22 protein-coding genes are annotated in these 23,839 nt (G+C 68.6%); 18 read left to right on the forward strand and 4 right to left on the reverse strand.

The genetic code is table 11. The features are described 5' to 3' along the window. Positions 1 to 17: 17 nt before the first annotated feature. Both Q8S38_RS06715 and Q8S38_RS06720 read right to left on the reverse strand, forming a co-directional pair. The gene (locus Q8S38_RS06715) at positions 18 to 992 is read right to left on the reverse strand and encodes an alpha/beta hydrolase family protein (RefSeq protein ID WP_305679649.1); all 975 of its coding nucleotides are present in this window, start codon (positions 990 to 992) and stop codon (positions 18 to 20) included. Between the two features lie 198 nt (positions 993 to 1,190). After that, positions 1,191 to 1,823, reverse strand: a complete 633-nt coding sequence (locus tag Q8S38_RS06720; protein WP_305679650.1) for a LysE family translocator — start codon at positions 1,821 to 1,823, stop codon at positions 1,191 to 1,193. Positions 1,824 to 1,998: 175 nt separating this feature from the next. On the opposite strand from Q8S38_RS06720, the gene Q8S38_RS06725 reads away from it, so the two are divergent. Further along, positions 1,999 to 2,613: a cold-shock protein gene (locus Q8S38_RS06725; protein ID WP_371125845.1), complete on the forward strand. Its 615-nt coding sequence runs from the start codon at positions 1,999 to 2,001 to the stop codon at positions 2,611 to 2,613. 107 nt (positions 2,614 to 2,720) lie between these two features. On the opposite strand, the gene Q8S38_RS06730 is transcribed toward Q8S38_RS06725, so the two are convergent. Further along, positions 2,721 to 3,071, reverse strand: a complete 351-nt coding sequence (locus Q8S38_RS06730; RefSeq protein WP_305679651.1) for a HesB/IscA family protein — start codon at positions 3,069 to 3,071, stop codon at positions 2,721 to 2,723. An 85-nt stretch (positions 3,072 to 3,156) separates the two neighbouring features. Here Q8S38_RS06730 and Q8S38_RS06735 point away from each other — a divergent pair, with 85 nt between their 5' ends. The 15 genes from Q8S38_RS06735 (at position 3,157) to Q8S38_RS06805 (ending at position 20,453) form a co-directional block, all read left to right on the forward strand. Beyond that, positions 3,157 to 4,404, forward strand: a complete 1,248-nt coding sequence (locus tag Q8S38_RS06735) for a deoxyguanosinetriphosphate triphosphohydrolase (RefSeq protein ID WP_305679652.1) — start codon at positions 3,157 to 3,159, stop codon at positions 4,402 to 4,404. Positions 4,405 to 4,439: 35 nt separating this feature from the next. Further along, entirely contained in the window at positions 4,440 to 6,203 is a 1,764-nt protein-coding gene (gene argS, locus Q8S38_RS06740) for an arginine--tRNA ligase (RefSeq protein ID WP_305679653.1), read from the forward strand. A 99-nt stretch (positions 6,204 to 6,302) separates the two neighbouring features. Further along, on the forward strand, positions 6,303 to 8,009 hold the full coding sequence (locus Q8S38_RS06745) for an SPOR domain-containing protein (RefSeq protein WP_305679654.1): 1,707 nt from the start codon (positions 6,303 to 6,305) through the stop codon (positions 8,007 to 8,009). 229 nt (positions 8,010 to 8,238) lie between these two features. Beyond that, the gene (locus tag Q8S38_RS06750; protein ID WP_305679655.1) at positions 8,239 to 9,333 is read left to right on the forward strand and encodes a TRAP transporter substrate-binding protein; all 1,095 of its coding nucleotides are present in this window, start codon (positions 8,239 to 8,241) and stop codon (positions 9,331 to 9,333) included. 168 nt (positions 9,334 to 9,501) lie between these two features. Continuing rightward, a complete protein-coding gene (gene nagZ, locus Q8S38_RS06755) occupies positions 9,502 to 10,512 on the forward strand; it encodes a beta-N-acetylhexosaminidase (RefSeq protein WP_305679656.1) in 1,011 nt (336 codons plus the stop codon). 206 nt (positions 10,513 to 10,718) lie between these two features. After that, on the forward strand, positions 10,719 to 11,549 hold the full coding sequence (locus Q8S38_RS06760; RefSeq protein ID WP_305679657.1) for a segregation and condensation protein A: 831 nt from the start codon (positions 10,719 to 10,721) through the stop codon (positions 11,547 to 11,549). Then, positions 11,546 to 12,226 carry an SMC-Scp complex subunit ScpB gene (gene scpB, locus Q8S38_RS06765; RefSeq protein WP_371125846.1) on the forward strand — a complete coding sequence of 227 codons (681 nt, stop codon included), beginning with the start codon at positions 11,546 to 11,548 and terminating at the stop codon, positions 12,224 to 12,226. The genes Q8S38_RS06760 and scpB overlap by 4 nt, the downstream gene beginning before the upstream one ends. A gap of 249 nt (positions 12,227 to 12,475) precedes the next feature. Next, positions 12,476 to 13,522, forward strand: a complete 1,047-nt coding sequence (locus tag Q8S38_RS06770; protein WP_371125848.1) for an ABC transporter ATP-binding protein — start codon at positions 12,476 to 12,478, stop codon at positions 13,520 to 13,522. Between the two features lie 67 nt (positions 13,523 to 13,589). Further along, complete coding sequence (locus Q8S38_RS06775; protein ID WP_305679659.1) at positions 13,590 to 13,829, forward strand: twin-arginine translocase TatA/TatE family subunit; 240 nt, start codon at positions 13,590 to 13,592, stop codon at positions 13,827 to 13,829. Positions 13,830 to 13,873: 44 nt separating this feature from the next. Then, positions 13,874 to 14,419, forward strand: coding sequence for a Sec-independent protein translocase protein TatB (gene tatB, locus Q8S38_RS06780; RefSeq protein WP_305679660.1), 546 nt, complete (start codon positions 13,874 to 13,876; stop codon positions 14,417 to 14,419). Then, positions 14,416 to 15,240, forward strand: a complete 825-nt coding sequence (tatC, locus tag Q8S38_RS06785) for a twin-arginine translocase subunit TatC (RefSeq protein ID WP_371125847.1) — start codon at positions 14,416 to 14,418, stop codon at positions 15,238 to 15,240. Before tatB ends, tatC begins: the two co-directional genes overlap by 4 nt. A 218-nt stretch (positions 15,241 to 15,458) precedes the next feature. Beyond that, positions 15,459 to 17,021 carry a serine--tRNA ligase gene (serS, locus tag Q8S38_RS06790; protein WP_305679661.1) on the forward strand — a complete coding sequence of 521 codons (1,563 nt, stop codon included), beginning with the start codon at positions 15,459 to 15,461 and terminating at the stop codon, positions 17,019 to 17,021. A gap of 227 nt (positions 17,022 to 17,248) precedes the next feature. Then, complete coding sequence (gene surE, locus Q8S38_RS06795; RefSeq protein WP_305679662.1) at positions 17,249 to 18,010, forward strand: 5'/3'-nucleotidase SurE; 762 nt, start codon at positions 17,249 to 17,251, stop codon at positions 18,008 to 18,010. 155 nt (positions 18,011 to 18,165) lie between these two features. After that, positions 18,166 to 18,852 carry a protein-L-isoaspartate O-methyltransferase family protein gene (locus tag Q8S38_RS06800; protein WP_305679663.1) on the forward strand — a complete coding sequence of 229 codons (687 nt, stop codon included), beginning with the start codon at positions 18,166 to 18,168 and terminating at the stop codon, positions 18,850 to 18,852. Between the two features lie 164 nt (positions 18,853 to 19,016). After that, positions 19,017 to 20,453 carry a LysM peptidoglycan-binding domain-containing M23 family metallopeptidase gene (locus tag Q8S38_RS06805; protein ID WP_305679664.1) on the forward strand — a complete coding sequence of 479 codons (1,437 nt, stop codon included), beginning with the start codon at positions 19,017 to 19,019 and terminating at the stop codon, positions 20,451 to 20,453. 198 nt (positions 20,454 to 20,651) lie between these two features. On the opposite strand, the gene Q8S38_RS06810 is transcribed toward Q8S38_RS06805, so the two are convergent. Then, complete coding sequence (locus Q8S38_RS06810) at positions 20,652 to 21,539, reverse strand: ATP-binding protein (RefSeq protein WP_305679665.1); 888 nt, start codon at positions 21,537 to 21,539, stop codon at positions 20,652 to 20,654. Positions 21,540 to 21,857: 318 nt separating this feature from the next. Between Q8S38_RS06810 and yajC the strand changes: the two genes are divergently transcribed. Then, positions 21,858 to 22,133, forward strand: coding sequence for a preprotein translocase subunit YajC (yajC, locus tag Q8S38_RS06815; RefSeq protein WP_305679703.1), 276 nt, complete (start codon positions 21,858 to 21,860; stop codon positions 22,131 to 22,133). A 72-nt stretch (positions 22,134 to 22,205) separates the two neighbouring features. After that, the gene (secD, locus tag Q8S38_RS06820; protein ID WP_305679666.1) at positions 22,206 to 23,816 is read left to right on the forward strand and encodes a protein translocase subunit SecD; all 1,611 of its coding nucleotides are present in this window, start codon (positions 22,206 to 22,208) and stop codon (positions 23,814 to 23,816) included. Positions 23,817 to 23,839 lie beyond the last annotated feature (23 nt).

Consider the following 23,839-nt stretch of genomic DNA (forward strand, 5'->3'; position numbering starts at 1 on the left):
CCGTCGCCGAAAGGCCGTCACGGGTTCGCCTGCGAGGCCTGTTTCTCCAGTTCGGCCCTGATGGTCGCGGTCGGCTCGCCGCGCGCCATCATCGCGGCCGCACGCTGGCCGTGGCGCGCGAGCCCGTGCCGCGTCTTGTCGGCGGCCGTCATCAGCACATGCAGTGGTTCGAAGCCTGTTGCCTGCAGCCGTCGCACATAGGCCAGCTGGCTTTCATAGGGAACGATCCGATCCTCGCGATCCGACAGAACGACGATCGACGGCCTGGGCTGCGTGGGGATGCGCCCGACATGGTCGATCGGATCGTGAAGGGCCTGGATGTTGGTGCTTTGAACGGTGCGCCGCTTGTCCCAGTGTCGCGTGACCTCACGGACGGACAGCAAGGCCGACGACAGCGCCGCGGCTGAAATGTCGTGGCGCCGGTTCAAGAGGGCCGCCGCGATCTGCCCGCCGCCGGACTGACCCGCCAGAATGAAACGCGAGACACCATAGCGATTCTTGATCGCGTTGAGCGCGCGGTCCATCAGCATCACCTCACGCAACTCGCGGCGCGCGTTGTGGTCGCCCGACGATCCGTACATGCCCGGACGCGCCAGGAAGATGGTGGGACGCCCCGCCTCCCGGGACCATCGCGCCATGTCGCGCTGGAGCCCATCGGGCGAGCGCCGCTCATAGCCGGGCGCGATGAAGCGAACGGCCGTTCTCGTCTTCAGCATCACGTCGCCGCTGAAATAGACCAGGACCACCGGATTTTCGGCTGAGTTCAACCCGTGCGAATAGGCGCGGATGCAATCGCCTTTGCCGTCGAATTCGACCCAGAAGCCGTCAGGCACGGTCAAACACTGGGCCGGTGAGCTGCGCGAGCCATGCAGCGCTTCGTAAGGATCGAACGGTTCTCCGGCACGCGGGATCGCGAGCTCTCTGGGCGTGGTCGGCGCCCCCGCCGGGAGTTCCAGCCTCTGCGCCAGAGCTGCCTGGGCCTGCCCGACCATCAAAACGGCGATGGCCCACCTTGATAGCCGCTGCATGTGCCAGCCCGACCTTCCAGTCACCGGCTCCAGCCGGCCGTTCAAACGCATCGGCACAAGCCTGTCGGACCTGCGCGACGGCGCGATGATAATGGGTCGGTCGTTATCAATCTCGTGCGTTGCGCCGGACCACCGAGCCTGCGTTTCCGATTTGGGCGGCCATCACTCCCGCGAGGCCAAAGCGAGCCGCAGGGCCAGCATCCCGAACACCGCGCCCATCAGCTTCTGCGGCCAGCGGGCGAGATGGGGGCGGGCGGCGAGCGCCTGACCGAGCCGGCTCGCGGTCAGGATGACCACACCGTTGGCGAGCAGCCCCATCAGGTTGAGGATCGTCGCCAGCACCACGACCTGCAGCGCGATCGAGCCGGCCTCGGGCTTCAGGAACTGCGGCAGCAGCGCCAGCATGAACAGCGCCATCTTGGGATTGAGCAGATTGGTCAGCAGGCCCTGCAGAAAGATTCTGCGCAGCGGCAGGCGGGTTGCGTCGGCGCTCGGGGCGAACAGGGGCGCCTGGGCGCGCAGGGTCGTCCAGGCGAGCCAGGCGAGATAGGCCGCGCCGAGAAAACGCAGCGCGTCATAGGCCGCGGGCACCAGCAGGAAGAGCTGCGACAGGCCAAAGGCCGCGGCAAAAGCCTGGAGATAGCTGCCGGCCGCGATGCCGGCATAGGTCAGGAAGCCGGCGCTGCGCCCCTGACCGAGGCTGCGCGAAGCGATCAGCAGCATGTCGGGGCCCGGCGTCGCGGTCAGCACCGCGCAGGCGGCGGTGAACAGCGCCAATGTCGCGAGATCGGGCATCGCATCCTCCGCGGACGCGCCTGCCGCGTCGGTCATGATCTAGCGCAAACCGCAGGACCAATCGAGTTTTTCGACCATCGCGGATGTGGATGACGCGAAGCCGGCTGTATCGCGACTCGTCAGCAATGGTATCTTCGCCCTGCGAATCAAGCGTTTCGGGCGGGGGTGGCGGCAGATGTCCGATGAGTTCGGAGAGAGTGGGCGGAGGCCGATCGGGCCGATCCAGTCGCTCAACCGCGTCATGCGGCTCGACGGGCCCGAAGGGCTCGGCCCGGAGACCGGCGTCGAGGTCAGCGGCCATGTCAAATGGTTCGACGTCAGCAAGGGCTACGGTTTCGTCGTGCCCGAGGATGGCGGGGCCGACGTCCTCGTCCATGTCACGATCCTGAAGCGCGATGGTTTCAACGCCATCGCCGAAGGCGCTCACATCGTGCTTGAAGCAATCGAGAAGCCGCGCGGCCGACAGGCGATCCGCGTGCTCTCGATCGACACCACCGCGGCCCGCCACCCGGCCGAGATGCCGCTGGCGCGCACCAATGTCCAGGTCACCCCGACGAGCGGGCTCGAGCGGATGACGGTGAAGTGGTTCAATCGCCTGCGCGGCTTCGGCTTCGTCTCGGCCGGCGAGAACGCGCCCGACATCTTCGTGCATATGGAGACGATGCGGCGCTACGGGCTGGTCGAACTGATTCCCGGCCAGGTCGTGCTGGTGCGCTACGGACCCGGGCCCAAGGGCCTGATGGCGGCCGAGATCCGGCTGGAGCAGGGCGGGGCGCCGATCTCGCACTGAGCTGAGTTCGGCGATGCCGTCATGCTCGGGCTTGACCCGAGCATCTCCCGCCGCAGAGGGCACTTCTTCTTGCCGGAGATGGTCGGGTCAAGCCCGACCATGACGTGTCAGAGCGCAAACGACGTCCCGCAGCCGCAGGAACTCGTCGCGTTCGGGTTGGTGATCTTGAAGGACTGGCCTATCAGGTCGTCGACGAAGTCGATGGTGCAGCCTTCGAGAAGATCGAGCGAGGTCTCGTCGATCAGCACGGTGGCGCCGTCGCGCTCGATGACCAGGTCGCCAGGCGCCTTCTCCTGGTCAACGTCGAAGATGTACTGAAAGCCCGAGCAGCCGCCGCCGACGACGCTGACGCGCAGCATCGAGCCCGGCGGTTCCTTCGCCATCACCGAGAGAATGCGGGTCGCGGCCTTCCCGGTCACGGCGATGCCGCGCGGTTGGGCCTGAAGATCGGTCGTCATCGGCAGATGCTCCTTGCACCTTCGTTACCCGCAAAGGTAAGTGCGCCGCAACGCCTCCACAAGCCGGGGCAGCGACGGGCCCGCCATGCCGCAGCCAGACACCACCGCCTTCGGGGCCGTTTCCGCGCGCGAGCCCGGCGATCGCTGGCGCGCGCCTTACGCCTGCCGGACCGCCACCAGCCGCGGCCGGCTGATCGCGGAGCCGGCCTCGCCGACGCGCAATCCGTTCCAGCGCGACCGCGACCGCATCATCCACTCCACCGCCTTCCGCCGGCTCAAGCACAAGACGCAGGTCTTCGTCTCGCATGAGGGCGACCATTTCCGCACAAGGCTGACGCATACGATCGAGGTGGCGCAGATCGCGCGCGCCCTGGCGCGGGCGCTGGGGCTCGACGAGGACCTCGCCGAGGCGCTGGCGCTGGCGCATGACCTCGGCCATACGCCCTTCGGTCATACCGGCGAGGATGCGCTGGCCGACTGTATGGCCGATGCCGGCGGCTTCGACCACAACGCCCAGACGCTGCGGATCGTGACCCGGCTGGAGCGGCGCTATGCCGGTTTCGACGGGCTGAACCTGACCTGGGAGACGCTGGAGGGGCTGGTCAAGCACAACGGCCCGCTGCTGCTGGCGGACGGCTCCCCGACCGACCGCTATGCGCAGACGGGCATCCCCGCAGCGATCGTCGAATACCAGGCCAGGCAGGACCTCTGGCTCGACTCCTATGCCTCCGCGGAAGCGCAGGTCGCGGCGCTCGCCGACGACATCGCCTACAACGCGCACGACATCGACGACGGCTTGCGGGCCGGGCTGTTCGGCCATGCGGAACTGCGGGCCGTGCCGTTCCTGGCCGCCCTGCTCGACGAGATCGAAGGCTTGCATCCGGGGCTGGAGACGGCGCGCGCCACCAATGAGCTGGTGCGCCGGGTGATCACGCGCTTCGTCGAGGGCGTCATCTCCGAGTCGCAGGCGCGGCTGGCGGCGCTGGCGCCGGCTGATGCCGATGCGATCCGGCGGGCGGGGCACCCGGTCATCGCCTTCCCGGCGGGAATCGAAGCCGCCGACCGTGACATCAAGGCCTTCCTCTATCCCAACATGTATCGCCATGCCCGGATCGCGCCGATCCGCCGCGACGCGGCCCAGGTGGTGCGGGACCTGTTCGGCCGCTTCAGCGCCGATCCCGCACTGATGCCGGCCGAGTGGGCGGCGGGGTGCGAGAGTCTCGACGCTCATCGGCGGGCGCGGCGCATCGCCGACTACATCGCCGGCATGACCGACTGGTACGCGCTCGACGAGCACCGCCGCCTGTTTGACGCAACCCCCTCGCTGCGATAGGGCCGGGCTCTCCTTTTCAGCAGATCTTGGCCGCTATGAACCTGTTCGAGACCTATTCCGCCCGCGTCACCGCCGCCCTGTCGGCGCTGTCGGCGCGCGGTGCGCTGCCGGCCGGGCTCGATCTCGGCCGCGTCGTGGTCGAGCCGACGCGCGATGCCAGCCATGGCGATCTCGCGACCAACGCCGCGATGGTGCTGGCCAAGGAGGCCGGCACCAACCCGCGCGCGCTGGCCGCGCTGCTGGTCGAGGAACTCGTCAAGGACGGCGAGATCGTCAAGGCGGAGATCGCGGGGCCCGGCTTCATCAATCTGACGCTGCAGCCGGCCGTCTTCACCGCCATCCTCAGGGATGCGGTGGCGCGCGGGCTCGATTACGGGCGTGGCGCGGCCAAGCCGGAGCCGAAGATCAATGTCGAATATGTCTCGGCCAATCCGACCGGGCCGATGCATGTCGGCCATGGCCGCGGCGCCGTGTTCGGCGATTCGCTGGCCAACATCCTCGCCTTCGCCGGCCATGAGGTGACGCGGGAATACTACATCAACGATGCCGGCGCGCAGGTCGACGTGCTCGCCCGCTCGGCCTTCCTGCGCTACCGCGAGGCACTGGGCGAGACGATCACGATTCCGGAAGGGCTCTATCCCGGCGATTATCTCGTCTCGGTCGGCGAGACCCTGGCGAAGGTGCATGGCGATGCACTTCTCGCCCTGCCGGAAGCCGAATGGCTGCCGCTGGTGCGCGGCGTGGCGATCGACGGCATGATGGCGATGATCCGCGACGACCTCGCCGCGCTAGGCGTCGTCCATGACGTGTTCTTCTCGGAGCGCTCGCTGCAGAGCGTCGCCGGTGGCGGCGATGCGGTCGCCGAGACGATCGCGGATCTGCGCGCCCGCGACCTGATCTATCAGGGCCGGCTGCCGCCGCCCAAGGGCCAGAAGGACGAGGACTGGGAGGATCGCGAGCAGGCGCTGTTCCGCGCCACCCAGTTCGGCGACGATGTCGACCGGCCGCTGCTGAAGTCGGATGGCAGCTACACCTATTTCGCCAACGACATCGCCTATCACCGCTCGAAGTTCACCCGCGGCTTTGCCCAGATGATCGACGTCTGGGGCGCCGACCATGGCGGCTACGTCAAGCGCATGCAGGCGGCGGTTAAGGCCGTCACGCATGAGAAGGGTTCGCTCGACGTCAAGCTGTGCCAGCTGGTCAAGCTGCTGCGCCATGGCGAGCCGGTGAAGATGTCGAAGCGCTCGGGCGATTTCGTCACGCTGCGCGAGGTGATCGACGAGGTCGGCCGCGATGCGGTGCGCTTCATGATGATCTTCCGCAAGAACGACGCGACGCTCGACTTCGACCTCGCCAAGGTGGTCGAGCAGTCGAAGGACAACCCGGTCTTCTATGTCCAGTATGCGCATGCGCGCTGCGCCTCGATCTTCCGGCAGGCGCGCGAGGCCTTTCCCGATCTCGATCTGTCGCCCGCCGCTCTCGTCGGCGCCGACCTGGCGCGCCTCGACGACGAGGCGGAGGTGGGTATCGTCAAGTTGATCGCGGCCTATCCGCGAATCATCGAAGGCGCGGCGAGCGCCCATGAGCCACATCGCGTGGCCTTCTTCGTGCATGAGCTGGCCAGCGCTTTCCATTCTTTGTGGAACAAGGGCAAAGACTCGCCGCAATTACGGTTCGTTAATCAAACTGATCGAGAGTTGACTGTGGCGAGGTTGGCGTTTGTGCATGCGGTGCGCAGCGTCCTTGCTTCCGGTCTGGCAGTCGCGGGAGTTGCGGCGCCGGAAGAGATGCGCTGACGGCCCCCTGGCCCTCGGCGCGCACAAGGTCAGGTTGACCGCGTGGCGCATTGGGGGTTCCCATGGCAGCCATCGGCCTGCGCTGGAATGGATCATGCCATGAGTGAGCCAGCTAGAAACCGTTTCGCCCTCGATCTCGAAGATCTCGAGCGCCAGCTTCGCAGCGCCGGGCAGGCGCCCAGGGTCGGGCAGCCGGCCGACCCGCTGGCGGAGCTGACGCGCATCGTCGATCAGGGCGATCCGCTGAAAGACATCTTCGGCCATCGCGGCCAGGCGGCTGCGCCCCAGCTCGTGCCGGGTTCGCGGCCTGCGCAGGTCCAGCCCCGGCCCGAAATCGGCCGCCAGGAGGCGGATCGTCCCGAGATCTCGCGTCACGAGCCGTCCTTCGACGCCGTGCAGCAGTTCCAGGCAGTCGCGGAGCAGTCGCCGCCGCCCGCCGAACTCCGCGGTGCGCTCGACGAATTCGAGGCCCTGCTGCGTCGCAGCGATGCCGGACGTCCCGCGCCCGCCGCGGTCGCCCCGCTGCGGGCCGAGCCGCGCTTCGACGAGTCCGACGAGAGCTTCGCGCGGCCTGCGCCGCAGAGCTATCAGCGCGCCGCCGTCGCGCCCGATCTCGCCCCGGCTCCGCGGGACCTGGACGAGGAGCGCGGTTATCCGGCGCCCTACGACCAGCAGATGCCCGGCGAGGTCCCGTCCTTCCAGTCGGTCCTGCCTGTCCATGACGATGGGCCGGTCGATGACGACATGCCGGATCTGGAGCCGCGCCGGTCCCGCAAGGGGCTCTATGCCGCCGCCGCGATCCTGGTGGTCGGTGTGGTCGGCGTCGGCGCCGTGATGTCGCTGCGCAGTCCGACGAAGAGCACGGACGGGCTGCCCCCGACCATCACGGCCGCCGCCGGGCCGACCAAGGTCGAGCCGGTCAATCCCGGCGGGGCTGAAATTCCCAACCAGAACAAGCAGATCTACGAGCGTCCGGGCGAGACGGCACCTGCGCAGACGAAGGTCGTCAGCCGCGAGGAACAGCCGGTCGACGTGCAGCAGGCGGCCCGCTCTCTGCCGACCCGCGTCGTGCTGCCCGGCCCGGGTACGGGCACGGCGACGACGCCGGCCGCCACCCCGGTCGCGCCGGCCCAGGCTCCGGGCGCTGCCGCCTCCATCGTGACACCGTCCGAGCCTCTGCTCACTCCGGTGCCGCCGGTTCCGGGGCTGGGCGAGCCGCGTCGCGTGCGGACGGTCTCGATCCGTCCCGATGGCACGCCCGCGCCGCCGGCCAATGGCGTGTCCGGTTACACCAACGGCGCCGTGCCGCTGTCTACCGGTTCGGCTCCGCCGGCCCGCCCGGCGGCGATCGCCCCGGCCAACCCGACCACCGCGGCGGTGCCGCCGCGCCCTGCCGCGACGCCTGCCGCAGCGCCTGCCGCCGAAGCCGCCAAGGTGCAGGAGCGCGCCGCAGCGCCCGCGACGACGCCTTCGGCGCCGCTGCGCATCGCCAATGTGGCTCCGGCTGCGCAGACGCCGGCCGCGCCGGCGCCCGCCACTGCCGCCATCCGCAGCGGAACCGGCGATTTCGTGGTCCAGCTCGGTGCGCCGGGCAGCGAATCGGAGGCGCGTGCGACCTTCGCGGCGCTGCAGCGCAAATATCCCGGCCAGCTCGGCGGTCAGTCGCCGATCGTGCGCCGGACTGAACTGGCCGGCGGCAAGACCGTGTTCCGCCTGCGCGTGGGCCCGTATTCGCGCGAGGACGCCACCTCGATGTGCACGGCGCTCCAGGCGGCGGGCGGGCAGTGCTTCATCGCCAAGAACTGAGCCTTCCGAAGGCATCGCGGCCGACCGCCGCGACCTGATCTGTCAGACCTCCCGACCGGCGGCGCCCTCGCGCCGCCGGTTTTGCTTTGGCGTCCGGCGCAAGGCGTCCCCGTCGGCCGGTCGGTGGTCCGCCATCGGGTTTCGTGCGAAGAGGCGCGCAGCAGAGTCGCTGGAGGCGCTCCTCGAGGGGCGCGGCGACCGAAGACCGAAAGCCTATCTGGAGGACACCATGGATCGTCGCAACTTCGTCAAGACCGCCGCGGGCGGCGCCGCCGGCAGCGCGCTGATCGCGGCACCCGCCATCGCCCAGACGCAGCCCAAGATCAGCTGGCGGCTGACCTCGAGCTATCCCAAGAGCCTCGACACGCTGTTTGGGCTCTCGACCCAGGTCGCCAAGCGCGTCGCCGAGGCGACCGACGGCAACTTCCAGATCCAGGTCTTCGCGCCCGGCGAGATCGTGCCCGGTCTGCAGGCGCTCGATGCCGTGCAGAACGGCACGGTCGAATGCAGCCACACCCTGTCGAGCTTCTATATCGGCAAGGACCCGGCCTTCGCCTTCGAGACCTCGCTGCCCTTCGGCTTCAACACCCGCCAGCAGAACGCCTGGCTCTATGCTGGCGGCGGGCTCGAGCTCTGCCGCGCCTTCATGAAGAAGCAGGGCCTCTACACCATCCCCTCGGGCAACACCGGCGCGCAGATGGGCGGCTGGTTCCGCAAGGAGATCAAGTCGCTCGAGGATCTCAAGGGCCTGAAGATGCGCATCGCCGGGCTCGGCGGGCAGATCATGTCCAAGCTCGGCGTCGTGCCGCAGCAGATCGCCGGCGGCGACATCTATCCGGCGCTGGAGCGCGGCACGCTCGATGCGGTCGAGTTCTCCGGCCCGCTCGACGACGAGAAGCTCGGCTTCCAGAAGGTCGCGAAATACTACTACTACCCCGGCTTCTGGGAGGGGAACGCCAATGTCAGCTTCCTCGTCAATCTCGAGAAGTGGAACGCGCTGCCCGCGTCCTACAAGGCGATCGTCGAGGCGGCCTGCGCCGAGGCGAACGCGCTCTGCGTTGCCAAATACGACCACGGCAATCCCGATGCGCTGGTGCGTCTCGCCGGCACGGGGGCGGAGCTGCGGCCCTTCCCGCAGGAGGTGATGCTGGCGGCCTTCAAGGAGGCCTTCGCCATGTATGCCGAGCTGGCCGCCAAGAACGCCGAATTCAAGACGTTCTACGACTCCTTCCTGCCCTACTGGAAGAAGGAGAACCTCTGGTTCCGCGTCGCCGAGCTGCCCTTCGACGCCTTCAACGCCCAGATGGCGCAGCAGATGCGCTGAGGCGTTTCGTCCGAACCTCAACCGTCATCCCGGGCGACCGCAGGTCGCCCGGGATCCATCCTGGGGCTCCGACGCCCTGTGATGGCTCCCGGGCCGCGCCGCTTCGCGGCCCGGCCAGGATGACGGCGGAGGGTTGACCGCGCCCGCGGCGCTTCCTACCCCAGCACCATGACCTCACGCGCCTTCATCGCCGGCTGCCTCGGCACGAGCCTCACTCCTGACGAGCGCGCCTTCTTCAGGGAGGCGCGGCCCTGGGGTTTCATCCTGTTCCGGCGCAACACGCAGGATCCGGCTCAGGTTGCTGCCCTGACGGCCGAAATGCGCGAGACGGTGGGCTGGCATGCGCCGATCCTGATCGACCAGGAGGGCGGGCGGGTGCAGCGCATGGCCCCGCCGCACTGGCCGAAATATCCGGCCGCACAGGCCTTCCTCGCGATCAACGACCCCGTGGCGCAGCGCGAGATCGTCAGGCTCTCCGCCCGGCTGATGGCGCATGATCTGAAGTCCGTGGGCATCGATGTCGACTGCCTGCCGGTGCTCGACGTTCCCGTCGCCGGCAGCCACGACGTCATCGGCGACCGCGCCTATGCGCATGAGCCCGACCGTGTCGCCCAGCTCGGGCGCGCCGCGGCGGAGGGGCTGATGGCCGGCGGCGTGCTGCCGGTGATCAAGCACATGCCCGGCCACGGCCGCGCGCGGGCCGACAGCCATCACGACCTGCCGATCGTCGAGGCCTCGCTGGCGGAGCTGCGGGCGCATGATTTCCGGCCCTTCCGGCATCTCGCGGACATGCCGATGGCGATGACGGCGCATGTCGTCTTCACCGCGCTCGACCCGAAGAACCCGGCGACGGTGTCGCGCAAGGTCGTGCAGGAGATCATGCGCGGCGAGCTGCGCTATGACGGGCTGATCATGACCGACGACATCTCGATGAAGGCGCTTTCGGGTGGTTTTGCGCAGAAGGCGCGCGCCGCGATCCGCGCCGGGGTCGATGTCGTGCTGCATTGCCACGGCATCATGGAGGAGATGGTCGCCATCGCCGGGGCCGTGCCGGCGATGAAGGGCGACCGAGCCCGCCGCGCCGCGATGGCGCTGGCCCGCATCCGCCATGAACCCGAGCCGCTGGATGTCGAGGCCGCCCGCGCGCAGGTCGCGAGCGCGCTTGCGTTGAGCGGCTGAACGTCCGAACGTGGCTGTCGGGGCGTAGCGCCTGTCCCCACCCCACAGCCCTCATCTTGAGGAGCAAGCCGCAAGGCTTGCGTCTCGAAGGATGCTCCAGATCGCTTGGGCGCCTCCTGGAGCATCCTTCGAGACGCCGCTGCGCGGCTCCTCAGGATGAGGGCTGCGGATGGGATCGGCGCGATCGAAGCAGGGGATGGCCGGCCATGGCGGCGCAACTGCCATTCGAGGATGACGGCGCGCATCGCGATGACGAGCCGGCGCTGCTCGTCGACGTCGACGGCTATGAAGGCCCGCTCGATCTTCTGCTCGATCTGGCGCGCCGGCAGAAGGTCGATCTGCACCGCATCTCGATCCTGGCGCTGGCCGAGCAATACCTCGTCTTCGTCGAGCAGGCGCGGGCGCTGCGGCTTGAACTCGCGGCCGATTATCTGGTGATGGCGGCGTGGCTGGCCTATCTCAAGTCGCGGCTGCTGCTGCCCGAGCCGCCCAAGGGCGAGGAGCCGAGCGCGGCCGATCTCGCCACCGCGCTCGCCTTGCGCCTGCGCCGGCTGGAGGCGATCCGGGCGGCGGCGCGCAAGCTGTCCTCGCGCGAGCGGCTGGGGCATGACGTGTTCGCGCGCGGGGCGCCGGAGGCGATCGTCGCCGGGGCCCGGCCGGTCTGGGAGGCGGAACTCTACGATCTGCTGGCGGCCTATGCGCAGCAGCGGATGAAGCGCGTGCAGGGCCATATCTCGGTCGGCCAGCGCGTCGTCTGGTCGCTGGTCGAGGCGCGTGAGGCCTTGCAGCGGCTGGTCGGGCAGGCCGGCGACTGGACGCAGATCGATCCCTATCTGACGCGCTACATGGTCTCGCATGGGCTGCCCGCCCGCGAGATGGCGGCGACGGTGCGGGCATCCGCGCTCTCGGCCATGCTCGAGATGGTCAAGGAGGGCGTGCTCGATCTGCGCCAGGACGATGCCTTCGCGCCGCTTTATCTGCGCCGCCGCTCGGCCCGCCCGCCGGTGCTGCCGTTGGCGAGCGGGGACGCGTCATGACGGACGCGACGACGCAGCCGGCCCAGGCCGAGATCGAGGACGGCCTTGAAGCCTTCGCGCAGGCGATGCGCGTGGTCGAGGCGCTGCTGTTTGCCTCCGCCCAGCCGCTGCCGGCCGAGGAACTGGCGCGCTGCGTGCCCGCGGGTATCGACATCGGCCAGGTCCTGGCGCGGCTGACGGCGCTCTACGAGCCGCGCGGGGTCAACCTGCGCGCGGTCGCCGGGGCTTACGCCTTCCGCACCGCGCCCGATCTCGGCTATCTGCTGGCGGCGGAGGCCGAGCCCCCGCGCAAATTGTCGCGGGCGGCGCTCGAGGTGCTGGCGATCATCGCCTATCACCAGCCGGTGACGCGGGCCGAGATCGAGGAGATCCGCGGCGTCGCCACCGCCAAGGGCACGCTCGATATCCTGATCGAGGCGGGCTGGGTGCGCCTGCGCGGCCGGCGCCGGTCGCCGGGGCGGCCCGTCACCTTCGGCACGACGCCGGGATTCCTCGATCATTTCGGGCTCGGCCGCATCGACGACCTGCCGGGACTGGAGGAACTCAAGGGCTCGGGCTTCATCGAGGGGCGGCTGACGCGCGACCTCGCCATGCCGGTTCCCGACGACGATCCAGACCTGCGCGCCGACGAGGATCCGCTCGGCGACCTGTTCACGCCGCTTGACGAGAACGGCTGAGCGCCGCACAGGGCGGGCATCTTTCGGCACCAGCCTTCCCCGTCATCCTGGACAAGCGGCGAAAGCCGCGCCGTCCGGGATCCATCATCGGGCTCCGTCGCGCCCTTCGATGGATCCCGGGACGACCTCCGGTCGCCCCAGGATGACGAAGCAGGCCGTTGCAAACTGGAGCATCCGTTGGTCGCCAACGAAACCAAATCGCGCTGGCTGAGCTGGGGGCGCCGTGGCACGGCGGGCGCCGCGATTCCGATGGCGCTGGGCTTCGACGGCGTGACCCAGCGCTTCGGCGATGTCACTGCGCTCAAGAACGTCTCGCTGTCGGTCGAGCCCGGCGAGATCGTCGCGCTGCTTGGCCAGTCGGGCTGCGGCAAGACGACCCTGCTGCGGCTGGCGGCAGGCGTCGAGCGGCCGAGCGCGGGCCGCGTCCTGCTTGAGGGCCGCGACGTGTCCTCGCGCGACAGCTTCGTCGAGCCCGAGCGGCGTGGCGTCGGGCTGGTGTTTCAGGACTATGCGCTGTTTCCGCATCTCTCGGTGCGCGAGAATGTCCGCTTCGGGCTCTCCCGCCGCGGCCAGAGCGAAGCCTCCGCCGATGCCACCGCGCTGCGCGCTATCGCCCGCGTCGGCCTGGCCGATCTCGCCGAATCCTATCCGCATATGCTCTCGGGCGGCGAGCAGCAGCGCGTCGCGCTGGCGCGCGCCGTGGCGCCGCGGCCCGGCGTGCTCCTGATGGACGAGCCGTTTTCCAATCTCGACCGGCGCCTGCGCGACGTGGTGCGCGACGAGACGGCGGCGCTGCTGCACGAAACCGGCGCCACCTCGATCATCGTGACGCATGACCCCGAGGATGCGATGCGCATCGCCGACCGGATCGTGCTGATGCGCTCGGGCGCGATCGTGCAGATCGGCACCGGCGAGGATCTCTACCGCCGGCCCGGCAGTCTCTTTGCCGCCCGATTCTTCTGCGACTTTACCGAGGTCGCCGGTCGCGTCCGGCGCGGGGCGGTCGATACGCCGTTCGGGCGGTTTCCGGCGCCGGCTCTGGCGGAGGGCAGCGAGGCGGTGGCCTGCATCCGGCCGCATGCGATCCGGATCGTTCCGAAGGGCTTCTGCCTGCCGGGGCGGGTGGTGACCCGGCGCTTCCTCGGCGAGGTCGATCACCTGCTGATCGCGGTCGACGGGTTCGAGCGCCTGCTGTCGGTGCGGGCCTCGCTGGCGGGCGTCATCGGGGAGGGCGACGATGTCGGCCTCGACATTCCCACCGACGAAGTTCTTGTGTTCCCTGCGGGGGACACATAGGTTCCGCCGCGACAGCTTGATCCGGGGTCGCAAGCCCCCGGCAACATTCAAATCGAGGGAGTTCGCCATGGGTGGCGTCAGCATCTGGCACTGGATCGTCGTCGGCGTCATCGTGATGCTGCTGTTCGGTCGCGGCAAGGTTTCCGAGTTGATGGGCGACGTCGCCAAGGGCATCAAGTCGTTCAAGAAGGGTATGGCCGAGGACGAGACCCCGCCGGCGCCCACAGCCGCGACCCCTGCCGATCCCAAGATCATCGACGCGCAGGCCACCCCTTCCGCGCCCGCGAAGGCCGAGACCAAGGCCTGAGGCCTGGCCTTCCCTTCGCGGGAGGCTGAGAGGACGAACTGTCGATGTTCGACATCGCCTGGAGCGAATTCATGCTGGTCGGGGCCGTCGCGCTCGTCGTGATCGGCCCCAAGGACCTGCCGAAGGCGATGCGGGCCGTCGGCCAGGCGGTCGGCAAGATGCGTCGCATGGCTACCGAGTTTCAGGGCCAGTTCAACGACGCGATGCGCGAGGCCGAGCTCCACGACCTGAAGAAACAGGTCGAGGATGTCGGTGGCTCGGTGTCGACGGCGATGAACAGCGAGAGCTGGAGTTCCGATTTCAAGCCGATCGAGATGCCGGCCTCGACCGGTCTCGACGATGCGGCGCTGAAGGAGGCCGAGGCCAAGCTCGCGGCCATTCCCGTGCCCGACCCGCTGCCGCCGGTCACGATCGCGCCGTCCGAGGTCGCGGCCGCCGCCGAGCCGGCGCCCGAACCCAAGCCCAAGCGCGTCCGCAAGGCCGCGCCCGAGGCGGCCGAGGCCGAACCGGCGGCGCAGCCCGCGCCTGAGAAGACGCCGCGCAAGCGCAAGACCGCAGCCGCCGATTCCGGCGAAGGGAGCGCGGCATGACCATCGCCAACACCCGCGACGGCGAAGACGAGATCGAGGCCTCCCGCGCGCCGCTGATCGACCATCTGATCGAACTGCGCGCCCGGCTGATCAAGTCGCTGGTCGCCTTCCTGGTGATGTTCTTCATCTGCTTCGCCTTCGCGACGCAGATCTACAACGTGCTCGTTCAGCCCTATGTCTGGGCGGCGGGGCCGGGCGCCAATGTCCAGCTGATCTACACCGCACCGCTGGAATATCTCTTTACCCAGATCAAGATCGCGGCCTTCGGGGCGGGCTTCTTCGCCTTCCCGGTGATCGCGACGCAGATCTACAAGTTCGTCGCGCCGGGGCTCTACAAGAACGAGCGCGCCGCGTTTGCGCCCTATCTCGCGGCGACGCCGATCTTCTTCGTCGCGGGCGCGGCGATGGTGTTCTTCTTCGCCATGCCGGTGCTGATGAAGTTCTCCATCGGCATGCAGCAGGCGGCCACCGACGGGCAGGCCGGCATCGCGCTGTTGCCCAAGGTCAGCGAATATCTCTCGCTGATCATGACGCTGATCTTCGCCTTCGGCATCTCCTTCCAGCTGCCGGTGATCCTGACCCTGCTCGGCCAGGCCGGCATCCTCGACACCGTGTTCCTGAAGGAAAAGCGCCGCTACGCGATCGTCTTCGTCTTCGTCGTCGCCGCGATCCTGACCCCGCCGGACGTGATTTCGCAGCTCATGCTCGCCGTGCCGATGCTGCTGCTCTACGAGCTGTCGATCTTTTCGGTCGGCTATGTCGAGCGCAAGCGCGCGGCCAAGCAGGCGGCCGACGACGCTGCGGATGCGGCGAGCGAGTAGTATTCGTCCTTCAGGGGACTTGGCGTCATGCTCGCCCTTGTGGCGAGCATCCACGTCTTAGTCATAGGGCTCGACGAGAGAAGACGTGGATGGTCGGGACAAGCCCGACCATGACGGAGAGGGCTGGTAGGGGCTCGTTCGTCACGAACCCTGTTCCCTCGCGCGCGATCCCGGTCTAGAGCAACGGCCTGTTCCCCTGACGGCATGGCCTGACGACGATGTACGACATCAAATGGATTCGCGAGAACGCCCCGGCGTTCGATACCGGGCTGAAGCGGCGGGGGCTCGCGCCGCTCTCGGCCTTGCTGCTGGCGCTCGACGACACGCGCCGCTCGGCCATTGCGAAGGCCCAGGCCTCGCAGGAGCGCCGCAACGCCCTCTCCAAGGAGATCGGCAAGGCGATGGGGGCGAAGGATGTTGCCCTCGCCGAGCAGCTCAAGGCCGAGGTCGCGGGCCTGAAGGAGCTGCAGCCGGCGCTGGAGTTCGAGGAGAAGGCCGCCAAGGAGGCGCTCGACGAGCAGCTCGCGGCGATCCCCAACATGCCCAAGGACGACGTGCCCGAGGGTGCCGACGAGCATGGCAATGTCGTCAAGTCAATCCATGGCGAGGCGCCCGAAAAATCAGGCGGGCGGCTGTTCGGCCAGAATTTCGCGCCCAAGGAGCATTTCGAGCTCGGCGAGGCGCTCGGCCAGATGGACTTCGAGACGGCCGCCAAGCTGTCGGGTTCGCGCTTCGTCGTGCTGGAGCGTCAGATCGCGCGCCTCAGCCGCGCGATCGGGCAGTTCATGCTCGACACCCACACCGAGGAGCATGGCTATACGGAGGTGATGCCGCCGCTGCTGGTGCGCGACGAGGCGATGTTCGGCACGGCGCAGTTACCCAAATTCGTCAGCGACCAGTTTCGGGCGCTTGCCTTCGAGATGCCAGACAATCTCAGGCAGCACGGCCCTGCGGCTGAAATCTGGGAAGCGCTGGCTGATGACCGGAACTCCGAAGCCGGGAAGCTGGAGGAAACGACCTTCCAGTCGGTGATGCAGGCGCTCTATGACGACAAGGTCCGCGAGGATGAGCGGATCCAGATCGACGTCTTTGTCCAGAAGTTGCGCCGCGATCTCGCCGTCGCGCGCCATGGGCAGGCGCGTGGCGCCGAATTCGCCAAGGCTTTCGCGGGTGGTCTCTGGCTCATCCCCACGGCCGAAGTCCCGCTCACCAATCTCGTCCGCGAATCGATCCTCTCCGAGGAGGAGCTGCCGCGCCGCTACACCGCGCTGACCCCCTGTTTCCGGGCCGAGGCCGGCTCGGCCGGGCGCGACACGCGCGGCATGCTGCGGCAGCACCAGTTCGAGAAGGTCGAGCTGGTCTCGATCACCACGCCCGAGAAGTCGGCGGAGGAGCATGAGCGCATGCTCGCCTGCGCCGAGGCCGTGCTGAAAAAGCTCGACCTGCATTATCGCGTGATGACCTTGTGTACCGGCGATATGGGCTTCGCCTCGCAGAAGACCTACGACATCGAGGTCTGGCTGCCCGGGCAGAAGACCTATCGCGAGATCTCGTCCTGCTCGGTCTGCGGCGATTTCCAGGCGCGGCGGATGAACGCCCGCTACAAGACCAAGGACGGCAAGGGCCCGTTCTTCGTCCACACGCTGAACGGCTCGGGCACGGCGGTCGGCCGGGCGCTGATCGCGGTGATGGAGAACTACCAGAACGCCGACGGCTCGATCACGGTGCCCGACGTGCTGGTGCCCTATATGCGCGGCGTGACGAAGATCGAGAAGGCGTGAGTGCGTGTCGCGTGGGAAATGATGCGCGGGGAACCCTCTCCCATAGGGAGAGGGCAGGGTGAGGGTCGGCCGTTTGACGCTTTGGCTGCAACCTCACCGCTCCCGTCGTCAGATCGTCGCGCGACTGGTCCAGGGGCCGACACCTCACCCCTGCCCCTCTCCTTACAGGAGAGGGGTTCCCCGCGATCATCCATCCCTGTTGCGGCCTTATTGAAAGACCTCTGACCATGCGCATTCTCGTGACCAATGACGACGGCATCCACGCCGAGGGCCTCGCTGTGATGGAGCGCATCGCGGCGCAGCTCTCCGACGATGTCTGGGTCGTCGCGCCGGAGACCGACCAGTCGGGCGTGGCGCATTCGCTGTCGCTGTCGAACCCGCTGCGGCTGCGGCAGATCGGCGAAAAGCGCTTCGCCGTGACGGGCACGCCGACCGATTGCGTGATCATGGCAGTGCGCTCGATCATGATCGACAACCGGCCGGACATCGTCCTGTCGGGCGTCAACCGCGGCCAGAACGTTGCCGAGGACGTGACCTATTCCGGCACCATCGCCGCCGCCATGGAGGGCACGCTGCTCGGCATCCCCGCGATCGCGGTGAGCCAGGGATACGGTCCCGGCGGGCGCGAGAACATCCACTGGGACTGCGCGGAACACCATGCGCCCGGCATCATCCGCCGGATTCTCGAGGAGGGGATCCCCAAGGAGATCCTGTTCAACCTGAACTTCCCCAATGTCGCGCCGGCCGAGGTTGCGGGGATCGCGGTGACGGTGCAGGGCCGGCGCGACCAGGAGCTGATGCAGCTCCAGCCGCGCCAGGACGGGCGCGGCAACCCGTATTTCTGGATCGCCTTTGCCCGCGGCAAGAGCGAGCCGGCCAACGGCACCGATCTGCGCGCGCTGGCGGAGAAGAAGATCTCGATCACGCCGCTCGAACTCGACCTGACGCATGAGCCGACGCTGACGCGCTTTGCGCGGGTGTTTGCTTGAGCGACGCTTCTCTCACCTGCGCCATCATCCTGGCCGGAGCGAAGCGCAGCGCCGGGATCCATCGTAGAGCCCTGCGCCCGACATTGGATCCCGGTCGACCTCCGGTCGCCCAGGATGACGACGTGGTTGTCATGTCGGTCGGCGCGGACTGAACCATGACCGACGGCGAGGGCGACGCCATGAGCGAGGAGTTGCCGGCCAGCGAGGGCGAGCGGACCGTCGCCTTCCTGTTGTCGCTGCGCGCGCAAGGGGTGCGCGATCTCGCCGTGCTGCGCGCCATGGAGAAGGTCGCGCGCGAGCGATTCGCGCCGTCGCGCTTCGCCGATCTCGCCCGGCAGGACGTGTCCGTGCCGCTGCCCTGCGGCCAGACGATGACGGCGCCGCACACGGTCGCGGCGCTCCTCACCGCGCTCGACCTGCAGGCCGGCGCACGCGTGCTCGAGGTCGGCACCGGCTCGGGCTATGTCACGGCCCTGCTGGCGGCGATGGGCGGGGCGGTGGTCTCGCTCGAGCGTTACCGCACGCTGGCGCTGGCGGCCCATGAGCGCGTCGCGGGCAGCGGCTATGGCGCTTCGGTCGAACTGCGCCATGCCGACGGCTTCCAGGCCGACCGGACGCTGGGCCGGTTCGACCGCATCCTGGTCAATGGCGTCACCCATGCGATCCCCGAGGCGCTGCTGCTGCGGCTGGCGCCCGGCGGACGGCTGGTCGGGGCGCTGCGGGTCGAGGGCGCGGCGCGGCGCGTGGTGGTGACGCGGCTGGCCGATGGCGGCTTCGACCATGTGCCGGGCCCCGCCGTGCGCCTGCCGCCGCTGATCCCGGGGCTGGCGCGGGCGCTCTAGGCACTGCCGATCCGGCATCCGGCCTCCAGCCGGCGCCGGTTCCGCGCCGGTCGCGGCCGTTCCGCGAAAAAGCAAACGCGACGGGGCGGTGCGAAACGCTTTCGTAACCTGAACACGGCTTTAATGCTGGCTATCGAGTTGCGTCGTTTGCGAGTGCCAGTTCCATGCGTAGCCCAGCCGGATCGGTCAAATTCAGTGTCGTTCTGCGCGCTTCGACGGCGTGCCTGCTCGCCCTGGGTGTCAGCGCCTGCTCGTCGGAAACGATGCGCTTCACCGACACGCCCTTCGCCAGCCCCTTCAAGACCGCCGAAGCTGCAGCGCCAGGACGCGATCCGGCCACGACAGGCTCGATCGGTCGCTCGGCCAGCACGGCCGTCTACGCGGCGCCCGCGCCGGCGATGACGGCGGTGCGCTCCCAGCCCTTGCCGCCGCCGCAATCGGCCGTCGCCCTGCGAAGCGCCGCGCCGCAGCCGATGGCCGGCAATGCTTCGGGCTGGTCGGCTCAGGGTGGCACGCCGATCGTCGTCGCCCAGGGCGAGACGCTCGACATGATCTCGTCGCGCTACGGCGTGCCGCGCGCGGCGCTGATCTCGGCCAATGGCCTGTCGAGCCCCACGATCGCGCCGGGCTCGCGCCTGACGATTCCCGTCTACAACGCGGCAGGCGCGACGCCTGCAGCCGCGCCGGCTCCGCGTCAGCAGTTCGCCCAGGCCCCGGCCGAGGTTCGCGCCGATATGCCGCGCTCGGATGCCTCGCGCTTCGTTACCGGCCCGGCGCCTGCCGCTTCGCTCGCGCCGGTTCGTCCCGCTGCGCCGGTCCAGGCCAGCCGGACGTCGGTGCAGGCCGCCGCCGACACCAAGGCCAGTGCTGCCCAGGCCAAGGCGGCGGCTGCTGCCGAAGCCAAGGCGAAAGCTGAGGCCGATGCGCTGGCGATGCGCGAATCGCGGGCTCGTTTTGCCGCCGAGGCGAAGGCCAAGGCCGCCGCGAAGGCGTCCACGCCGGTTGCAGCCACTCCCGTGGCCAAGCCGGCCGTCGCCGCCGTCGCTCCCAAGCCTGTCGCCGCCACCAGGCCCGCCAGCGCTGAGGTGAAGCCCGCTCGCCCGGTCGAGGCCGCCAAGCCGGTCGTCGTCGCCAGTGCGCCCGCCGCCGAGCCCAAGGCCAGCGCCGTGCCGAAATCCGCGCCGGAGCCTGCCACCACCGCGAGCCTGCCGAAAGCCGAAGAGACCAGCGAGAAGGCCGATTTCCGCTGGCCCGCGCGCGGCCGCGTCATCGCCGGCTTCAGCGGCCGGGGCGGCAATGAAGGCATCAACATCGCCGTGCCGGAAGGCACGCCGGTCAAGGCGGCCGAGGGCGGCACCGTGGCCTATGCCGGCAACGAGCTGAAGGGCTACGGCAACCTCGTCCTGATCCGCCATCCCAACGGCTACGTCTCGGCCTATGCCCATAATGGCGAGATCAAGGTGAAGCGCGGCGAGACGGTGAAGCGCGGACAGGTCGTCGCGAGTTCAGGCCAGACCGGCAACGTCTCCTCGCCGCAGCTGCATTTCGAGCTGCGCAAGGGCTCCGCGCCGGTCGATCCGACGCCCTATCTCAACAACTGAGTTCAGCTTCGACCGGTCTCCGCGAGACCCCACCGGTCGGAACACAGCGGGGCGGCCCCAGGAATGGCCGCCCCGCTCTTTTTTTGCCTGATGACCGTCATGGTCGGGCTTGACCCGACGATCTCGTTATCGAGCCTCTTCCTGTCTGAGATTCTCGGGTCTTCGCTGCGCTTAGCCCGAGAATGACGGGGTGCCGGCTCATCCCTCCAGCTTCGTCCCCAGCCGTCCCGCGAGGTCCTGGATGTACTGCCAGGCGGTGCGGCCGGAGCGCGAGCCGCGCGTCGTCGCCCATTCGAGCGCCTCGTGGCGCAGGGTCTGCGCATCGATCGTCAGCCCGAAATGGCCGGCATAGCCCTCGATCATCGCGAGATACTCGTCCTGGCTGCATTTGTGGAAGCCGAGCCAGAGGCCGAACCGGTCCGAGAGCGAGACCTTCTCCTCGATCGCCTCGCCCGGATTGATCGCGGTCGAACGCTCATTGTCCATCATGTCGCGCGGCATCAGATGGCGGCGGTTCGAGGTCGCGTAGAACACGACATTGCCGGGCCGCCCCTCGACGCCGCCATCGAGCGCGGCCTTCAGCGATTTGTAGGAGGTGTCGTCGCCGTCGAAGGAGAGATCGTCGCAGAAGACGATCGCGCGGTGCGCGTCCGGGCGCAGCAGGCCCATCAGCACGGGCAGGCTCTCGATGTCCTCGCGGTGGATTTCGATCAGCTTGAGGGGCAGGGCCTGGCCGGCGAGGCGCGTGTTGGTGTCGGCATGGACCGACTTGACCAGCGACGATTTGCCCATGCCGCGGGCGCCCCAGAGCAGGACATTGTTGGCCGGCAGGCCGCGCGCGAAGCGCTCGGTGTTCTCCGCCAGCGTGTCGCGGACGCGGTCGACGCCGCGCAGCAGCGACAGCGCCACGCGGTTGACGCGGGCGACGGGCGAGAGTTCGCTGCCGGCCGGATGCCAGACGAAGGCGTCGGCGAGCGTCAGGTCGGCGGGCTTGCGCGCGGGCGGCGCGATCCGCTCGAGCGCATCGGCGATGCGCAGCAGGGCGGTCAGCGTCGCATCGGTGTCGGTCTTGAAGGGGACGGTCATGGCGGGCCTTCGGGCGGGTCTCGACAACGGCCGTACCCGGCGGTACGGCGCTCCAGAGGGTAAACGGCGTGTCGCGCCAAAGCGCAAGCCCATTGCGCGAACAGCGCCAAGCCCATAGGTGATGAGCGCTGCCGGCGAGCCAGGCGCGTCCGATTGATTTAACGGCGTCTCTGGCTATAGTCCGCGCGTTTTTAGAGGCCTGTGACGATTTCTGCCGCGCCCTGCGGCCGGGGGCGTGCTGCGCCGCCGCGATGAAGGAGCCCTTTCGTGATCACCCCCGCTTTCGCCCAGGCTGCCGGCGCCGGTGGTTCCACCGACATGCTGATGTCGCTGGTGCCCTTCGTGCTGATCTTCGTGATCATGTGGTTCCTGATCATCCGTCCCCAGCAGAAGCGGGTGAAGGCGCATCAGGAGATGATCAAGAACGTGCGGCGCGGCGATACGGTCGTGACCTCCGGCGGTATCATCGCCAAGGTGACCAAGGTGACGGACGATGCTGAACTCGAGGCGGAAATCGCCGACGGCGTCAGGGTCAAGCTCGTCAAGGGCATGATCACCGACGTTCGCGCCAAGGGCGAGCCGGTCAAGAGCTGAACAAGGCCCCGCCGGGCTGACGATGCCGGCCCCTGAACGGGCTGGCGCGCGACAACAAGGCTTTACACGCAGATGCTCCGTTTCCAGACCCGCAAGGTCATCGTCGTCCTGCTCGTGCTGCTCTTCGGCTGCGGTTTCGCGCTGCCGAACCTGTTTTCGCCCGAGACCCGCAAGGCGATCGAGCAGGGCGCGCCGTCCTGGATTCCGCGCATCCTGCTGCCGATCCATGCCGTCGTTCTCGGCCTCGATTTGCAGGGCGGCTCGCATGTGCTGCTCGAGATCGACCGCGCCGATCTGGTGCGCAGCCAGGTGACGCAGCTGCGCGACGACGTGCGGCGCATCCTGCGCGAGGAGCGTGTCGGGTTCTCGGGCGGCATCGGCATGACCGGGCGCGGCGTGAGCGTGCGCGTTCCCGAGGCCGCCGACCGGGCCAAGCTTCTGCCGAAGCTGCGCGAACTCGCGCAGCCGATCGGCACCCTCGGCGCCTTCGGGCCGTCGGGCAACCAGACCATCGACATCGCCGAACAGCCCGATGGGCTGATCCAGCTGTCGGTCACGGAGGCCGGCGCCAATGAGCGCGTGCGCCGTGCCGTCGAGCAGGCGATGGAGGTGCTGCGCCGCCGCGTCGATGCGCTCGGGACGACCGAGCCCAACATCCAGCGCCAGGGCCTCGACCGCATCCTCGTCCAGGTGCCGGGCCTGCAGGACCCGCAGCGGCTGAAGGATATTCTCGGCCAGACCGCCAAGCTGCAGTTCCGCATGGTCGCCGACAGCCAGGGTGGCGATGTCGACATGCTGCCCTCGCAGGATGCCGGCGGCTCGCTGGTGCCGGTCGAGCGCCGTGTCATCGTCGAGGGTGAGGATCTGATCGACGCGCAGCCCGCCTTCGATTCGCGGACCTCGCAGCCGATCGTGAATTTCCGCTTCAACATCCGCGGCGCCCAGCGCTTCGGCCAGGCGACGACCGAGAATCTCGGCCGGGCGCTCGCCATCGTGCTCGACAACAAGGTCATCTCGTCCCCGGTCATCCAGTCGCCGATCACCGGCGGCTCGGGCCAGATCTCCGGCAACTTCACCGTCGAATCGGTCAACAACCTCGCCATCCTGCTGCGCGCCGGCGCGCTGCCGGCGAAGATGACGATCGTCGAGGAGCGCACCGTCGGCCCAGGCCTGGGCGCCGATTCGATCCAGGCCGGCAAGATGGCGACGCTGATCGCCTGCGTGCTGGTGATCCTTTACATGATCGGCACGTATGGCGTGTTCGGCCTGATCGCCTCGATCGCGCTATTGGTGCATGTCTGCCTGATCTTCGGGCTGATGTCGGTTCTGGGCGCGACGATGACGCTGCCGGGCATCGCCGGCATCGTCCTGACGATCGGCACGGCGGTCGATTCCAACGTGCTGATCTATGAGCGCATGCGCGAGGAATCGCATCAGGGACGCTCGCTGGTCTCGGCGCTGGAGGCGGGTTTCCAGCGCGCCTTCGCCACGATCATCGATTCCAACGTCACCATGCTGATCGCGGCGCTGGCGCTGTTTGCGCTGGGGTCGGGCCCGGTGCGCGGCTTCGCCGTCGTGTTCATTCTCGGCATCCTGACCACCGTCATCACGGCGGTGACGCTGACCCGGATGCTGATCGCGCTGTGGTATCGCTGGGCCCGCCCCAAGGCCCTGCCTTTCTGACGCAAGCCCACTGTTCAAGGAGA

This window comes from Allobosea sp. (assembly GCF_030695125.1).
In the GTDB taxonomy this organism is placed as follows: domain Bacteria; phylum Pseudomonadota; class Alphaproteobacteria; order Rhizobiales; family Beijerinckiaceae; genus Allobosea.

What these genes read in the sequence shown, in the direction of transcription:
- Q8S38_RS06715 (WP_305679649.1), bottom strand. Translation starts at nt 992, where the DNA reads ATGGTCGGGCAGGCCCAGGCAGCTCTGGCGCAGAGGCTGGAACTCCCG.
- Q8S38_RS06720 (WP_305679650.1), bottom strand. Translation starts at nt 1,823, where the DNA reads ATGCCCGATCTCGCGACATTGGCGCTGTTCACCGCCGCCTGCGCGGTG.
- Q8S38_RS06725 (WP_371125845.1), top strand. Translation starts at nt 1,999, where the DNA reads ATGTCCGATGAGTTCGGAGAGAGTGGGCGGAGGCCGATCGGGCCGATC.
- Q8S38_RS06730 (WP_305679651.1), bottom strand. Translation starts at nt 3,071, where the DNA reads ATGACGACCGATCTTCAGGCCCAACCGCGCGGCATCGCCGTGACCGGG.
- Q8S38_RS06735 (WP_305679652.1), top strand. Translation starts at nt 3,157, where the DNA reads ATGCCGCAGCCAGACACCACCGCCTTCGGGGCCGTTTCCGCGCGCGAG.
- argS (WP_305679653.1), top strand. Translation starts at nt 4,440, where the DNA reads ATGAACCTGTTCGAGACCTATTCCGCCCGCGTCACCGCCGCCCTGTCG.
- Q8S38_RS06745 (WP_305679654.1), top strand. Translation starts at nt 6,303, where the DNA reads ATGAGTGAGCCAGCTAGAAACCGTTTCGCCCTCGATCTCGAAGATCTC.
- Q8S38_RS06750 (WP_305679655.1), top strand. Translation starts at nt 8,239, where the DNA reads ATGGATCGTCGCAACTTCGTCAAGACCGCCGCGGGCGGCGCCGCCGGC.
- nagZ (WP_305679656.1), top strand. Translation starts at nt 9,502, where the DNA reads ATGACCTCACGCGCCTTCATCGCCGGCTGCCTCGGCACGAGCCTCACT.
- Q8S38_RS06760 (WP_305679657.1), top strand. Translation starts at nt 10,719, where the DNA reads ATGGCGGCGCAACTGCCATTCGAGGATGACGGCGCGCATCGCGATGAC.
- scpB (WP_371125846.1), top strand. Translation starts at nt 11,546, where the DNA reads ATGACGGACGCGACGACGCAGCCGGCCCAGGCCGAGATCGAGGACGGC.
- Q8S38_RS06770 (WP_371125848.1), top strand. Translation starts at nt 12,476, where the DNA reads ATGGCGCTGGGCTTCGACGGCGTGACCCAGCGCTTCGGCGATGTCACT.
- Q8S38_RS06775 (WP_305679659.1), top strand. Translation starts at nt 13,590, where the DNA reads ATGGGTGGCGTCAGCATCTGGCACTGGATCGTCGTCGGCGTCATCGTG.
- tatB (WP_305679660.1), top strand. Translation starts at nt 13,874, where the DNA reads ATGTTCGACATCGCCTGGAGCGAATTCATGCTGGTCGGGGCCGTCGCG.
- tatC (WP_371125847.1), top strand. Translation starts at nt 14,416, where the DNA reads ATGACCATCGCCAACACCCGCGACGGCGAAGACGAGATCGAGGCCTCC.
- serS (WP_305679661.1), top strand. Translation starts at nt 15,459, where the DNA reads ATGTACGACATCAAATGGATTCGCGAGAACGCCCCGGCGTTCGATACC.
- surE (WP_305679662.1), top strand. Translation starts at nt 17,249, where the DNA reads ATGCGCATTCTCGTGACCAATGACGACGGCATCCACGCCGAGGGCCTC.
- Q8S38_RS06800 (WP_305679663.1), top strand. Translation starts at nt 18,166, where the DNA reads ATGACCGACGGCGAGGGCGACGCCATGAGCGAGGAGTTGCCGGCCAGC.
- Q8S38_RS06805 (WP_305679664.1), top strand. Translation starts at nt 19,017, where the DNA reads ATGCGTAGCCCAGCCGGATCGGTCAAATTCAGTGTCGTTCTGCGCGCT.
- Q8S38_RS06810 (WP_305679665.1), bottom strand. Translation starts at nt 21,539, where the DNA reads ATGACCGTCCCCTTCAAGACCGACACCGATGCGACGCTGACCGCCCTG.
- yajC (WP_305679703.1), top strand. Translation starts at nt 21,858, where the DNA reads ATGCTGATGTCGCTGGTGCCCTTCGTGCTGATCTTCGTGATCATGTGG.
- secD (WP_305679666.1), top strand. Translation starts at nt 22,206, where the DNA reads ATGCTCCGTTTCCAGACCCGCAAGGTCATCGTCGTCCTGCTCGTGCTG.